This is a genomic window from Brevundimonas sp. (assembly GCF_044239655.1).
GTDB lineage: Bacteria > Pseudomonadota > Alphaproteobacteria > Caulobacterales > Caulobacteraceae > Brevundimonas.
On the sequence record NZ_JBIIAY010000085.1, the window covers coordinates 1 to 13729 of the forward strand.

Below are 13729 nucleotides of genomic sequence, written 5' to 3' on the forward strand. Positions count from 1 at the left end.
ACCGCCAGGCGGTGGTGTCGATCACCCCCGACTGCGACGGAGACGCCCTGGTGCTGGCCGTGCGGCCGATGGGGCCAGCCTGCCATCTGGGGACCACCAGCTGTTTCGGATCGGAAGAGGCTCCCGGCGTGGGTCGAATCGCGGCCCTGGAACGCACCATCGTCGAACGCGCGGCCCAGGATCCGTCCGTCAGCTACACCGCCCGCCTGATCGCCGAGGGCCCCAAGCGCCTGGCCCAGAAGGTCGGGGAGGAGGGCGTCGAGACGGCCCTGGCCGGGGTCGCAGGGCCCGACGAAGAACTGGCCTCAGAGGGTGCGGACCTGATCTATCACTTGCTGGTTCTGTTACGGGCGCGTCAATTGTCGTTTCAGGACGTTCTCGACGTGTTGGCCCGGCGGGCACAACCGGCCAAAGACGCAACCTGAGCCGTCCGGCCGCGCTACCGTCATTCGGGACCGCGAACGAGATCAGGCAAGGCAGGAAGGACGACAAGCATGGCGGCACTCGTGCTGTTCGGCGGCGGTGGCGATCTGGCGATGCGGATGCTGCTGCCTTCGCTCTATTTTCTCGACCATGAAGGCCGCCTGCCCGAGGGCCTGAAGATCATCGGCGCGGCCCGCTCCGAAGAGACGGCCGACGAATATATCGAAAAGGTCCGTGCCGCCTGCGAGAGCAAGGCCAGGGCCGACGACGTCTGGGACGAGGCGACCTGGTCGCGGATGAAGGCCCGCCTCGACTATCTGGCCGTCGACGCCACCAGCGCGGAAAGCCTGAAGCCCCTCAAGGACAAGGTCGGGGACGGCGACGTGACCTCCTTTCTGGCGGTGTCTCCGTCCCTCTATGCCCGGATCGTCACGGCCATGCGGGCAGCGGGCCTGGCCGAGGCCAACGACCGGGTGGTACTGGAAAAGCCGGTCGGCCGTGACCTGGACAGTTTCCGCGAGATCGACGACGCGGTCTCGGACGCCTTCTCCGAGAGCCAGGTGTTCCGCATCGACCACTATCTGGGCAAGGAGACGGTCCAGAACCTGATCGCCCTGCGGTTCGGCAACACGGTGTTCGAGCCCCTGTGGAACGCCCAGAACATCGACCACGTCGAGATCACCATCGGCGAGACAGTCGGGGTCGGCGACCGCTGGCCCTACTATGACGAATACGGCGCGCTGCGGGATATGCTGCAGAACCATATGCTCCAGCTGCTGTGCCTGGTCGCCATGGAGCCGCCGTCGGACCTCGAACCGGAATCGGTGCGCAACGAGAAGGTCAAGGTTCTGCGGTCGCTCCGCCCCATCACCCACGAGGAGGCCGAGCGGGTCACGGTACGCGGCCAATATGTCGGCGGCGTCGTCGATGGCGAGACGGTCAAGGGCTATGATGAGGAACGCGGCCAGCCGTCCGACACCGAAACCTTCGTCGCCATCCGCGCCGATATCGACAACTGGCGCTGGGCCGGCGTCCCCTTCTTCATGCGCACCGGCAAACGGCTGCCGGAGAAACGCACCGAGATCGTCATCGCCTTCAAGCCCCTGCCGCATTCGATCTTCGACGGCCGCGAGGGCGAGCCCCAGGCCAACCGGATGATCATCGAGTTGCAGCCCGAGGAAGACATCTCCCTGACGGTGATGAACAAGAAGGCCGGGCTGGACGCCCAGATGCAGCTCCAGCCGATCAAGATGAGCCTGAGCTGGGGTTTCCGCGACAAGCACGAGACCCCGCCACGCCGCCGTATCGCCTATGAACGGCTGCTGCTCGACGCCCTGAACGGCGACTCCACCCTGTTCGTGCGCCGCGACGAGGCCGAACAGGCCTGGAAATGGGTCGACGAAGTGTCCCAGGCCTGGTCGGACGGCAATGTGAAGCCTCAGGACTATGTCGCCGGCACCTGGGGTCCCGACAGCGCCGACATGCTGATGGCCCGCACCGGGCGCGACTGGAACACGATCGACGTGCGCGACTGATGGTAGAGATCGAAACCTTCCCCACCCTCGACACCTGGGCCGCCTCCATCGCGGGGCGGATCGAGGAGACCCTGGGTGCCGCCGTCCTCGACAACGGCCGGGCCCTGTTCGCCGGGCCGGGCGGATCGACGCCCGCGCCCGTCTATGCCCGTCTGGCCCAGGCCGACATCGGCTGGGACCGGATCGCGGTCACCCTGGTGGACGAACGCTATGTGCCCGAGACCTCGCCGGAGTCGAACGCCCGGCTGATCCGCGACGTCCTGCTGCAAGGGCCCGCCGCCGCCGCGCGGTTCGTGCCCCTGTATCATCCCGCCGTGACGGTGGACCGCGCCGCTGCGATCGCCGCCCACGCCCTGGCCGAGGCCGGGGGCCGGTTCGACGCCGTCCTGCTGGGCATGGGTGAGGACGGCCACATCTGTTCGATGTTCCCCAACTCGCCGACCCTGAAGACCCTGCTGTCGCCGACGCTGAAACCCACGGTGCTGGGCGTGCCGCACGGGCGCGACGGCATGGCCCCCAGCCTGGTACGCCTGTCGATCAACCTGCCCTATCTGATGACGGCGGGCCGGGTGATCCTGGGGCTCAAGGGCGCGGAGAAGCGAGCCGCGTTCGAGCGCGAGGCGGCGGGCGACCCGGCCATCCAGCCCATCGCCGCCCTGATCGCCGCCAAGGTCCCCCTCGAAGTCGTCTGGACGGAGGCGAACTGATGCCCCATTTCACCCGCCCGCCGATGCACCCCGTCGTCGCCGAGGTCACGGCCCGGATCACGGCCCGCTCGGCCGAGCTTCGCGCCGACTATATCCGCCGCATGGACGCCGCCCGCGATTCCGGGACCGGCCGCGCCAAGCTCAGTTGCGCGAACTGGGCCCATGCCTTCGCCGGCCAGACGATCGCCGACAAGCTGACCGCCATGGACGGGTCGAAGCCCAATGTCGGCATCGTCACCGCCTATAACGACATGCTGTCGGCCCATCAGCCGTTCGAGCGCTTCCCCGCCGTGATCCGCGAGGCCGTGCGCACGGTCGGGGCGACGGCCCAGGTCGCCGGCGGCACGCCCGCCATGTGCGACGGGGTCACGCAAGGCCGCCCAGGCATGGAGCTGAGCCTGTTCAGCCGCGACGCCATCGCCATGTCGGTCGGGGTCGCCCTGACCCACGACGCCTTCGACGCTGCCATGATGCTGGGGGTCTGCGACAAGATCGTGCCGGGCCTGTTTATGGGGGCCTTGGCCTTTGGCCACCTGCCGGTGGTGTTCGCCCCCGCCGGGCCCATGCCCTCGGGCATTCCCAATGCCGAGAAGGCCCGCGTCCGGGCCCTGTACGCCCAGAACCAGGTGGATCGCCAGACCCTGCTGGAGAGCGAGATCGGCTCCTATCATTCGCCCGGCACCTGTACCTTCTACGGCACCGCCAACTCCAACCAGATGATGATGGAGCTGGGCGGCTTGCACATGCCGTCCACCGCCTTCGTCCATCCGGAGACAGGACTGCGTGACGCCCTGACCGCCGCCACCGCTAAGCGGGCGGTCGAACTGGCCCGCAGTGGCGAATGCCGGATGGCCGACGTTGTGTCGGAGAAATCCGTCGTCAACATGATCGTGGCGCTTCTGGCCACCGGGGGATCGACCAACCACGCCATCCATCTGGTCGCCATGGCACGGATGGCCGGCGTCCTGATCGACTGGACCGACATGGACCAGCTGTCGTCGGCGACACCCCTGCTGGCGCGGGTCTATCCCAACGGTTCGGCCGATGTGAACGCGTTTCAGGCGGCCGGCGGCGTCGCCTTCGTGGCCCGGGAGCTGGCCGGCGCGGGCATCCTGCATTCCGACGTCACGACCATCATGGGTGAGGGAATCGAGGCCTATTTCCAGGAACCGTCCATGGTTGACGGCGAACTGGTCTGGCGCGACGGCGTGGCCGAAAGCCTGGACCGCGATATCCTGCGTCCCGCCTCGGACCCGTTCGACGTCGAGGGCGGCCTGCGGCTGGTCAAGGGCGATCTCGGCCGGGCGGTGATCAAGGTCTCGGCCGTCAAGCCCGAGAACCGCATCGTTGAAGCTCCGGCCGAGGTGTACGAGACCCAGGAAGACGTCCTGGCCGACTTCAAGGCAGGCAAGCTGGACCGCGACGTCATCGTCGTGCTGCGCTTCCAGGGGCCGCGTGCGAATGGGATGCCGGAACTGCACTCCCTGTCGCCGGCGCTCAGCGTGCTCCAGGACAAGGGGTTCAAGGTCGCCCTGGTGACCGACGGGCGGATGTCGGGTGCCTCGGGCAAGACGCCCGCCGCGATCCACGTCAGTCCCGAGGCCCTGGCCGGGGGTCCGCTGGCCCATGTCCGCACCGGGGATGTCATCCGTCTGGACGCCGATGCCGGCGTCCTGTCCACCGTCGGCGGGGTCGATCTGGCGTCACGTCCCGGGGTGGAGCGCGCTGCAGCCCACTCGGAGGGCGCGTCCTGGGGCTATGGCCGGGAACTGTTCGCCGCCTTCCGCCACGTCGTGGGGACGGCGGAGGAGGGGGCCTCGGTCTGTTTCCTGCCCGTGCCCGGCGCGGCCCGCCACACCGACACCCCGCCGGATCGAAATCTCGTCGACCGGGCCGTGGACGCTTAAGAACAACAAGAATAACGGCCCTCACGTCGTGAGCCACCGCGTGGCGAGCACAGGGCCCATCGGAGGACGCTTATGACTGTTCAATGGGACAAGACCCTGCTCGTCGGCGATGTGGGGGGCACCAACGCCCGCTTCGCCCTGGCCCATATGGTCGAGGGCAGGCCTGTGCTGGAGAACCATCAGAGTTTCCCCGCCGCCGAACACCCGACCTTCCTGGGTGGCATCAAGGCCTATCTGGACGGATGCGACGTCAAGCCGACGGCCTGCGTGCTGGCCGTCGCCGGGCCGGTCACCGACGGCGAGATCGACCTGACCAACTCGCCTTGGCGGGTATCGGAGGCCGAGCTGGAGACCCTGGGCTTGAAGCCCGCGCGCCTGATCAATGATTTCGAGGCCCTGGCCTGGGGCGCTCCGGTGGTTCCCGCCGATCAGCTGGCCTCGCTGGGCGGCCCCGACGAGGGCGAGGCGCATGCCACGGTCGCCGTGCTCGGCCCCGGCACCGGCTTCGGCGTCTCGGCCCTGGTCCGCGACGGACGGGGCGGCGAGATGGCCATGCCGTCCGAAGGGGGGCATGCCTGCTTCCCGCCCGGCGATCCGATCGAGGACGAGATCCTGAGGATTCTGCGCAAACGCTATACCCGGGTCTCGATCGAACGGCTGATCTGTGGGCCCGGCCTGCTGAACATGCACCGGGCCCTCGCCGAGATCGACGGGCGCGAGACCCATATCGACGACCCGGCCCAGATCACCCAGGAGGCGCTGGACGACCCGCGCAGCCATTGCGGTGCCACCCTGGCCCGGTTCTGCGCCGTCCTGGGCGCGGTCGCGGGCGACATCGCCCTGACGACAGGTGCGCGCGGCGGGGTCTATATCGCCGGCGGCATCGCGCCGCGCATCCTGCCCTTCCTCCAGGCCAGCCCGTTCCGCGAGCGTTTCGAACGCAAGGGCCGGTTCCAGGACTATATGGCGGCCATCCCCACCAAGGTGATCCTGCACAAGCACGCGGCCCTGCTGGGGGCGGCCCGCGTGGCCTTCGCGGTGGCGGACTGACGACCACCGTTATGCACCGGGCGCGCTAAAGCTTAGCAATAACAGTGCGCTGCACCATCAAATAATCATCACGGCCGCGTGAACCAATCTGAAGCGGCGCCGTTTGGGTCTTTCCAACAGGAAGGGAACTACCCCATGCGTAAACTGATCATCGCCTCCGCTGCCGTCGCCATGCTGGCCGGCGTCGCCGCCTGCGGCGAAAGCGCCGCCGACAAGGCCGCCGAAGTTCAAGCGGACTCGCTGGAGGCCCAGGCCGCTGCGACCCCGAACGAAGCCGAGGAAAAGGCCCTCAACGCCCAGGCCGACGTGATCGAGCAGCAAGCCGGCAACGCCGACGGCGGCATGACCACCGCCAACACCCCGAACACCTCGCCCTCGACCGGCGCGATGGCTCCGGGCGACACGGCGCCGAAGCACTAAGCCACTTCCACACCGATACGATCAGGCCCCCGTCGCAGAAGCGGCGGGGGCTTTTTCGTGCCTGCTGATCAATCAATGCACAGCGTCGGATCGGCCTTGCCGCCCGTGATCGTGGTGTGACAGCCGAAGCGATCGGAATCGATCGTGCAGCGTCCGGCCACGGCCGCCCCGGCCGGCGTGCTGATCGAGCCCTCGACCCGGCAGTCGCCCAGGCATTGGCCGTTGTCGGTGCAGGGTTTGTTGGCATCGGCGTATTTCAGAATGCACTGCTGGCTCTGCATCCGGCCGACCCGGCGGAGTTCTCCGCCCCGCGCCGCACAGGCGGCCGCGTCGGCGCTCTGGACCGGGCCGGACGGCGCGGGACTGTCGGCGATCGGGGTACAGGCGGACGCCAGCAGGGCGGCGGCGGCGATGAGGATCAGGCGCATGGTCGAAACTCCGTTTCGCCCTGACTGGGCGTCGTTCGCGACCCTTCCGTGACGCCCGCTCTATTTCCCGGTCGGCAGGAAGGGCGAGAAGGTGATGACGGTGAAGGTGTCGCGGATATGCGGCCGGGTCTGGACCGACTTGGTCACGAAGGTGCCGATGTCCATCTCTTTGGGTAGCTGGAACTTGGCCAGCAGGTCGTACTGGCCCGAGGTCGAATAGACCTCCGAGACGTTCTCGACATTGTCCACCATGTCGGCGGCGACGTCGTTGGCGTGGCCCAGCTCGCATTTGATGAAGACGAAGATGGCGGTCATCATGGCGGTTCAGGCTCCGAAGGTCGGTGCCCTTCCTAGCGGATGCGAACGTGACGGGTAAGAGCCGACCGGATCTGGAAGCGGGCTACAACAATCGCGCCGCCTGTCCCGACCATCCCGCCGTCATGGCCCGCTGGAAGGCGGACGCGGAGGTCGCCCGGGCGGCCTATCCGCCGACTGTCCTGCGCTACGGTCCTGGCCCGCGCGAGACGATCGACCTGTTCGAGGCCGGGCCGGGCGCGCCCGTCGTCGCCTTCATCCACGGCGGCTACTGGCAGGCGCTGGACCCCTCCTGGTTCAGCTGGATCGCCCCGCCGTTGCTGGCCCACGGGATCAGCGTCGCCATCCCCGGCTATGACCTGTGCCCGCAGGTGACGCTGGCCGCCATCGTCGATCAAATGCGGACGGCGACAGCCCTGCTGACCGAGCGCGCAGGGACCCCGCCCGTCCTCGTCGGCCATTCCGCCGGCGGGCATCTGGCGGCCTGTCTGCTCAGCGAGGGCCGGGCCGAGCGCGGGGTGTCCATCTCCGGCGTTTTCGACCTGCGGCCGCTGCTTCACACCTCGATCAACACGGCCCTGCGTCTGGACGCAGACGAGGCCGTCCGCCTGAGCCCGCTCGGCTGGACCGTGCCCGAAGGCGCGATCCTCGACTGTATCGTCGGCGGCATCGAGACCGCTGAGTTCATTCGTCAGAGCCAGACGATGGCGCAGACCTGGGGCGCGGGCGGTGCGAACACCCCGTTCGAGGCCCTCCCCGATCTCAACCATTTCACCGTGCTGGACCCGCTTGGGGACCCGAACAGCGAACTGGTGCGCCGCATCGTCGATCTGGCCCTCAGCGCGTAACCACGGCGATGAACAGCAGCACCGCCAGCACCGCCGACACCGCCTGCCAGAACCGCACCGGATAGCGTTCCATCAGGGACAGGCTGTCGGCCATCGGTGCCGCCGTGGCGCTGCCGCTTTCCAGCACATGGATCAGCTCCTGCACATCGGCGAACCGGTCGTCGGGGTCGGGTGAAACGGCGCGCACGATGGCCGCCTCCAGCCAGGCCGGCATGTCGGGCCGGTGCGTTGTCGGCCGCGTCAGCCGGTCGAAGCGCGGACGACCCTCGGCCTGGCCCCATGGGTACTGGGGCCCGCAGAACATCCGGTACAGCGTCACCCCCAGGGCGAACTGGTCGCTGAGGGCGTCGCCCGCCGCGCCTGAATGAAGCTCGGGCGCCATATAGCCCGGCGTGCCGGGTGCCTCGGTCTCGGAGAAGTCCTCCGCGCCGAACCCTTCGATGCGGGGCAGGCGCGCGACCCCGAGGTCGATCAGCTTCAGCCCGTCGCCCTTTTCCAGGATGACATTGTCGGGCTTGATGTCGCGATGGGTGATGCCCTGGCGATGCAGGGCCTCGACGCCGCGCGCGAGCCGGATCGCGGTCGCCACCCCCGACTGGACGTCCAGCGGCCCCTCGCCCGCCAGCCGCCCGTGCAGGGTTTGGCCGTCATAGAAGGGCTGAACGATGTAGAGCCGGCTCTGACGGCCCGCCTCGACCGCCAGGGTCTTGCCGACGAAGGGACTGTCGATCCGCCGCCCGATGAAGCTTTCGCGCAGGAAGGCCGCCCGTGCGCCCTGTTCGGACAGCAGGGTCGGCTTGGGGAATTTCACCACCACCGGGGTCGGATCGCCCCCGTCGCGCGCCAGGAACAGGCGGGTGTATTTCCCGTCCGACAGCACCCGCTCCAGAACATAGCCGTCCACATTGTCGCCCAGGCGGGGCGTGGGCAGGATGGGCAACCCTTCCGCCTCCGCCCCGATGGCGTCGCGATCGAGCGCCGCGATGCGGATTACGTCCAGCACGATGGCCGTCGCATTGTCTCGTGTACCCGCCAGCGTCGCCGCCTCGACGATGGCCTGCGCATCCGCATCGGGCGAGGCGCGCCGCGCCAGCAGGCGGCACAGGGCCTCCTCGTCGACCACCCCATGCACCCCGTCACTGGTCAGCAGCAGCCGGTCGTGGGCCTTCAGCGGCTGCACCCGGACGTCCAGCTTGACGTCCTGCTCGATGCCGACGGCGCGGTACAGCACATGGCTGAGGCCCTGTTGCGACAGGGTGTGGTCCTCGGTCAGCCGGGTCAGGACGCCGTCGCGGAAATGCCAGGCCCGGCTGTCGCCCACGTGCAGGGCCGTGGCCTCGCGCCCGCGCAGCACCAGGGCGGTGAAGGTCGTCGCTGCCCCCGCCATGGTCGGATCGGCCTTGCCGCGCGCGTGGAGCCAGCGGTTGAACCCCCTCAGCGCCGCCACCCCGGCCGCCGCGATCCCGCCCAGCGGGTTCTGGCTCAGATAGCCATCGATGAAGCTGCGTGCCGCCAGTTCCGACGCCACCCGCCCGGCCTTGGATCCCGAGACGCCGTCGGCGACCACCGCGACGATCCCGTGCAGCCGCTGTTCGGCCGGTGATCCGATGTGGACCCCGCCGAAATCCTGGTTGTCCGCGCGCGGCCCCAGAGCCGTCGCAAACCCCGCCGCCACCTCCAGATCGCCGTCCGTGCTCATGCCGTGCCCCCTGTGAAGACAAGGGAGGCCACGGCGGGCGAGGTCAAGAGGCCGGATGCCTCGTCACACGGATTGATACCGGTTTACCGCCCTCGCCCTTGACGCGCACGGTCCCAGCGGCGACGCAGATCGCAACTGCCGGAGAGCCCCATGCCCATCGATCGCCTCAGCGTCCTGACCGCCCTCCAGACCCAAGGCGTTGCGCCGGTCTTCTATCATTCGGACCCGGAGGTCTGTCTGAACGTGATCCGCGCCTGTGCGCGCGGCGGTGCGAAAGCCGTTGAGTTCACCAATCGCGGCGACTTCGCCTGCGACCTGTTCGGCGAGATCAACCGCGAGCTGATCAAGACCGACCCCGACGTGGTTCTGGGCATCGGATCCATCATCGACGCGGGCACGGCGGCGCAGTTCCTCAATCGCGGCGCGCGGTTCGTGGTCAGCCCCTGTCTGGTGCCCGACGTGGCGCGGGTCTGCAACCGGCGCATGGTCGCCTATTTCCCCGGCTGCGGCTCGGTGCGCGACATCGGCGAGGCGCAGGAGCTGGGCTGCGAGATCATCAAACTGTTCCCCGGGGCATCGGTCGGCGGACCCGATTTCGTCAAGGCCGTGCTGGGTCCCATGCCCTGGACCAAGATCATGCCGACCGGGGGCGTCGATCCGGACGCGGCCTCCATCGCCAAATGGTTCGGGGCCGGCATCGTGGCGGCGGGGATGGGCTCGAAGCTGATCACCGATGCGGCGGTCAAGGCCGGTGACTGGGCCGGGATCGAGACTCAGGTGCGCGCGACCGTCGACGCCATCGCGGCCTTCCGGGCGAGCTGAGCCAGAACCCAATCGTACCGGCGGTGTTCATTCGGCTCACTCCCAGCCGAGAGCCTTGCCATGACCGATCGCCTGACGATGCAGGACCCGCGCGAACAGTATCCGCGCCCGCCCTTTCCGAAACAGCCGCAACCCGCACCGGGCCTGGCCGAGCGGATGACGCCCGAGCCGGATCACGGCGAGACAAGCTACAAGGGGTCGGGTCGGCTGGCCGGTCGCAAGGCGCTGATCACCGGCGGTGATTCCGGCATCGGTCGCGCCGCCGCCATCGCCTATGCCCGGGAAGGGGCCGACGTAGCCATCGGCTATCTGCCGTCCGAAGCCTCCGACGCCGACGACGTGATCAAGCTGATCGAGGCGGAGGGCCGCACCGCCGTCGCCCTGGCCGGCGACGTCACCGACGAATCCTGGTGCCGCCAGATGGTCGAGAAGGCGGTCCAGGGTCTGGGCGGGCTCGACATCCTGGTCATCAACGCCGGCCACCAACAGTTCCGCGAAGACGTGTCCCAGGTCTCGACCGCCGATTTCGACGTGACCCTAAAGACCAACCTGTACGCCCTGCACTGGATCGTCCAGGCGGCGGTGCCGCACCTGCCGGCCGGGGCCTCGGTGATCACCACGGCCTCGATCCAGGCCTATGAGCCCTCGGCCATCCTGCTGGACTATGCGACCACCAAGGCCGGGATCGTCGCCTATACCAAGGCCCTGGCCAAGCAGCTGATCGAGAAGGGCATCCGCGCCAATGTCGTGGCCCCCGGCCCCTTCTGGACCGTGCTGCAACCCTCGGGCGGGCAGCCTCAGGAGAAGGTCCAGCATTTCGGCGAACAGTCCGCCTTCGGCCGTCCGGGTCAGCCGGTGGAGATCGCGCCCGTCTATGTGCTGCTGGCGTCGCAGGAATCCAGCTTCACGACGGGCGAGGTCTATGGCGTGACCGGCGGCGCGGGCATCGCCTGATCGCTCCAGGCGGCGAGGGCCTGGTCGATGTCGATCAGGCCGCGTCGCGCGGGGTCGATGGCGGCAGGGGTGTCGGAGAACCGAGGCGCCGGTGCTGGCTGGCGCACCCCGTCCACCTCGACCAGGGTGTCCCGGGCGGCATTGTGCGGATGGTCGGCCGCCTCGGCGAAATCGAGCACCGGCGACACGCAGGCGTCGGTGCCCTCGAACCGCGCGGCCCATGCGTCACGGGTCCGGGTCGCGAAGACCCTGGCAAACGTCTTGGCCATCGCGGGCCAGCCGGACGGATCGAATTGGTTGAAGGCGGCGGGAGCGAGGTCCAGCCCCGCCAACAACCGGCCAAAGAACGCCGGCTCCAGCGCCCCGACCGCCACCGACCGCCCGTCGGCGCAGACGTAGCATCGATAGAAGGGCTTGGAGCCGTCCAGCAGGTTCAGCCCGCGAGCGTTCATCCACAGACCCGACGCCGCCAGCCCGTGGAACAGGCTGGACAGGGCCGCGACCCCGTCGGTCATGGCCACATCGACGACCTGTCCCCGACCCGAGGCCCGCGCGGAGATTACGGCGGCCAGCAGCCCCATGACGGCGAACATCGAGCCGCCGCCATAGTCCCCGACCAGGTTCAGCGGCACGGGCGGCGGGCTGTCCGGCGAGCCCATGGCCTCCAGCACGCCCGTCACGGCGATATAGTTGAGGTCGTGCCCCGCCCGCTCGGCCAGAGGCCCGGTCTGGCCCCAACCCGTCATGCGCACGAAGACCAGCCGGGGGTTGGCGGCGAGGCAGGCCTCTGGTCCGAGGCCCAGCCGCTCCATGACGCCGGGGCGGAAGCCCTCGATGACCGCGTCGGCACGCGCGACCAAGGACAGGGCCCGGTCACGATCCCCGGCCGACTTGAGGTTGAGATGGACGTGCTTGCGGCTGCGGTTCAGCACCGCCCCACCCGTGTCGTCCCAGGCCTGGCCTGAGTTGGGTGCCCGCGCGATCCGTATGATCTCGGCCCCCAGGTCGGCCAGCAGCATGGCCGCCAAGGGCACGGGCCCGATGGCATCGAACTCGACGATGCGGACGCCCGCAAGGGGACCGGGTGCGGTGGTCAAGGCCTGATCCCTGGACGAGACGCGCGTGTGCGTCGGGCCCGCAGGCCTAACCGCGCGGCCGCCAGGTGACAAGGATCAGGGCCGGCTCGTCCGCGGCCTGCGACCGCGTCACGCTCCAGCTCAGCCGGCCGCGTTGGCGCGGTAACACGCCAGCGGCATCGATGACGGTCAAGCGCAGCCGCCTCGCGGTGAATGGTTGACGGACAGGCCGACCCGCCGATCCAACGGCCGCTCCGGCCTCAGCGGCGGGTAGTTCAGCACCCACACCGCCGCGCTTCGACCTGAGGGTCTCACGAGGCAGTAGCGGGCAGGGACAACATCCGGGTCGTCGCCGGGGCCCATCGGACGCAGCGCAAGCAACAGCTCTATCGCGGCGATCACCGCATCGGCGTCGGAGCCTCGCACCGTGATCACGCAGGCCCGGGTCTCGGCCGTTCCAGAGACTGGATTGATCCGGTCAGGGACGATCGAAAGCTCGGCCGATCCGCGATGCAGAACCGGTCCCGGAGGACCCGACGTGATCAGTTCAGGCCACTGCTGGTTCCAGCCACCGTCGAGCGCGCGGCGCGCTTCACGGAAGGGAGCATCATCGGCGACGTAGGGGACGCACACCTCGGTCGCGACCCGCGCGGCGAGATCGGCCGGGGTGGCGACGCCGGGCGGCAGGGTGGAACAGCCCTCAACAGACAGGGCGGCGAGGGCGAGGGCGAGGGCGAGGGCAACGGCGCGGATGCGCCGGTGCATCATCAGGCCGCCGCGACTTCCGAGGCCTGTTCGGCCAGGATGGTCAGGCCGGCCGGGGTCACGTCGGCGAAACCGCCGTGGACCTCGAACACCCGCCGGGCCGAGCCGTCGAACACGGTGACCGTGCCTTCGCGCAGGGCCGTCATGAAGGGAGCGTGGTCCGGCAGGACGCCGAAGTCGCCCTCGACGCCCGGCGCATCGACCTGATCCACGAGGCCGGAAAAGACCTCGCGTTCAGGCGACACCAGCGAGAAGCTGAGTTTGCCGGCCATGGATCAGGCCGCCTCGGCAGCGAGCTTCTGGGCCTTCTCGACGGCTTCCTCGATCGCGCCGACCATGTAGAAGGCGGCTTCCGGCAGGTGGTCATATTCACCGGCGACGATGCCCTTGAACGAGCGGATCGTGTCTTCCAGCGAGACGAACTTGCCGGGCGAGTTGGTGAACTGTTCGGCCACGAAGAAGGGCTGCGACAGGAAGCGGCTGATCTTGCGGGCGCGGCTGACGACCAGCTTGTCCTCTTCCGACAGCTCGTCCATGCCCAGGATGGCGATGATGTCCTTCAGCGCCTTGTACTGCTGCAGGACTTCCTGGACCGAACGGGCGACGCGGTAGTGTTCCTCGCCGATGACCAGCGGGTCCATGATGCGCGAGGTCGAGTCGAGCGGGTCCACGGCCGGGAAGATGGCCTGGGCGGCGATGTCGCGGTTCAGCACGGTCGTCGCGTCCAGGTGGGCGAACGAGGCGGCGGGCGCGGGGTCGGTCAGGTCGTCGGCGGGAACG

15 protein-coding genes and 1 pseudogene are annotated in these 13729 nt (G+C 68.9%); 9 read left to right on the forward strand and 7 right to left on the reverse strand.

The features are described from left to right. The 6 genes from hisE to ACILQR_RS11595 form a co-directional block, all read left to right on the forward strand. Positions 1 to 425 (forward strand): phosphoribosyl-ATP diphosphatase (hisE, locus tag ACILQR_RS11570; protein ID WP_395651564.1); only part of this gene is annotated, 425 nt, incomplete at its 5' end. 69 nt (positions 426 to 494) lie between these two features. Continuing rightward, positions 495 to 1958: a glucose-6-phosphate dehydrogenase gene (gene zwf / locus ACILQR_RS11575; RefSeq protein ID WP_395651565.1), complete on the forward strand. Its 1464-nt coding sequence runs from the start codon at positions 495 to 497 to the stop codon at positions 1956 to 1958. After that, positions 1958 to 2665: a 6-phosphogluconolactonase gene (gene pgl, locus ACILQR_RS11580; protein WP_395651566.1), complete on the forward strand. Its 708-nt coding sequence runs from the start codon at positions 1958 to 1960 to the stop codon at positions 2663 to 2665. The genes zwf and pgl overlap by 1 nt, the downstream gene beginning before the upstream one ends. Beyond that, the gene (edd, locus tag ACILQR_RS11585) at positions 2665 to 4572 is read left to right on the forward strand and encodes a phosphogluconate dehydratase (RefSeq protein ID WP_395651567.1); all 1908 of its coding nucleotides are present in this window, start codon (positions 2665 to 2667) and stop codon (positions 4570 to 4572) included. Before pgl ends, edd begins: the two co-directional genes overlap by 1 nt. A gap of 72 nt (positions 4573 to 4644) precedes the next feature. Then, entirely contained in the window at positions 4645 to 5622 is a 978-nt protein-coding gene (gene glk, locus ACILQR_RS11590) for a glucokinase (protein WP_395651568.1), read from the forward strand. Between the two features lie 135 nt (positions 5623 to 5757). Continuing rightward, positions 5758 to 6042, forward strand: coding sequence for a hypothetical protein (locus ACILQR_RS11595; protein ID WP_271146058.1), 285 nt, complete (start codon positions 5758 to 5760; stop codon positions 6040 to 6042). 68 nt (positions 6043 to 6110) lie between these two features. Here ACILQR_RS11595 and ACILQR_RS11600 read toward each other — a convergent pair whose 3' ends face one another. Together ACILQR_RS11600 and ACILQR_RS11605 are read right to left on the reverse strand one after the other, a co-directional pair. Beyond that, positions 6111 to 6470, reverse strand: a complete 360-nt coding sequence (locus ACILQR_RS11600; RefSeq protein ID WP_395651569.1) for a hypothetical protein — start codon at positions 6468 to 6470, stop codon at positions 6111 to 6113. 60 nt (positions 6471 to 6530) lie between these two features. Continuing rightward, entirely contained in the window at positions 6531 to 6788 is a 258-nt protein-coding gene (locus tag ACILQR_RS11605; RefSeq protein ID WP_271146056.1) for an Lrp/AsnC family transcriptional regulator, read from the reverse strand. A gap of 47 nt (positions 6789 to 6835) precedes the next feature. Here ACILQR_RS11605 and ACILQR_RS11610 point away from each other — a divergent pair, with 47 nt between their 5' ends. Next, positions 6836 to 7633 (forward strand): alpha/beta hydrolase, encoded by a 798-nt coding sequence (locus ACILQR_RS11610; RefSeq protein ID WP_395651570.1) that lies wholly within the window; start codon positions 6836 to 6838, stop codon positions 7631 to 7633. Here the strand turns inward: ACILQR_RS11610 and ACILQR_RS11615 are convergent. Further along, a complete protein-coding gene (locus ACILQR_RS11615) occupies positions 7623 to 9332 on the reverse strand; it encodes a bifunctional protein-serine/threonine kinase/phosphatase (RefSeq protein WP_395651571.1) in 1710 nt (569 codons plus the stop codon). The two genes, ACILQR_RS11610 and ACILQR_RS11615, sit on opposite strands and share 11 nt — an antisense overlap. Before the next feature lie 150 nt (positions 9333 to 9482). Between ACILQR_RS11615 and ACILQR_RS11620 the strand changes: the two genes are divergently transcribed. Then, positions 9483 to 10154, forward strand: a complete 672-nt coding sequence (locus ACILQR_RS11620) for a bifunctional 4-hydroxy-2-oxoglutarate aldolase/2-dehydro-3-deoxy-phosphogluconate aldolase (protein ID WP_395651572.1) — start codon at positions 9483 to 9485, stop codon at positions 10152 to 10154. Between the two features lie 60 nt (positions 10155 to 10214). After that, a complete protein-coding gene (locus ACILQR_RS11625; RefSeq protein ID WP_395651573.1) occupies positions 10215 to 11108 on the forward strand; it encodes an SDR family oxidoreductase in 894 nt (297 codons plus the stop codon). Here the strand turns inward: ACILQR_RS11625 and ACILQR_RS11630 are convergent. The 4 genes and pseudogenes from ACILQR_RS11630 to ACILQR_RS11645 all read right to left on the reverse strand — a co-directional run. Then, complete coding sequence (locus ACILQR_RS11630; RefSeq protein ID WP_395651574.1) at positions 11075 to 12205, reverse strand: CaiB/BaiF CoA transferase family protein; 1131 nt, start codon at positions 12203 to 12205, stop codon at positions 11075 to 11077. The two genes, ACILQR_RS11625 and ACILQR_RS11630, sit on opposite strands and share 34 nt — an antisense overlap. A gap of 168 nt (positions 12206 to 12373) precedes the next feature. Further along, positions 12374 to 12952 (reverse strand): hypothetical protein, encoded by a 579-nt coding sequence (locus tag ACILQR_RS11635; RefSeq protein WP_395651575.1) that lies wholly within the window; start codon positions 12950 to 12952, stop codon positions 12374 to 12376. After that, entirely contained in the window at positions 12952 to 13221 is a 270-nt protein-coding gene (locus ACILQR_RS11640; RefSeq protein ID WP_271146049.1) for an ATP synthase F1 subunit epsilon, read from the reverse strand. Before ACILQR_RS11640 ends, ACILQR_RS11635 begins: the two co-directional genes overlap by 1 nt. Before the next feature lie 3 nt (positions 13222 to 13224). Next, a pseudogene (locus ACILQR_RS11645) lies at positions 13225 to 13729 on the reverse strand (F0F1 ATP synthase subunit beta); the annotation flags it as partial.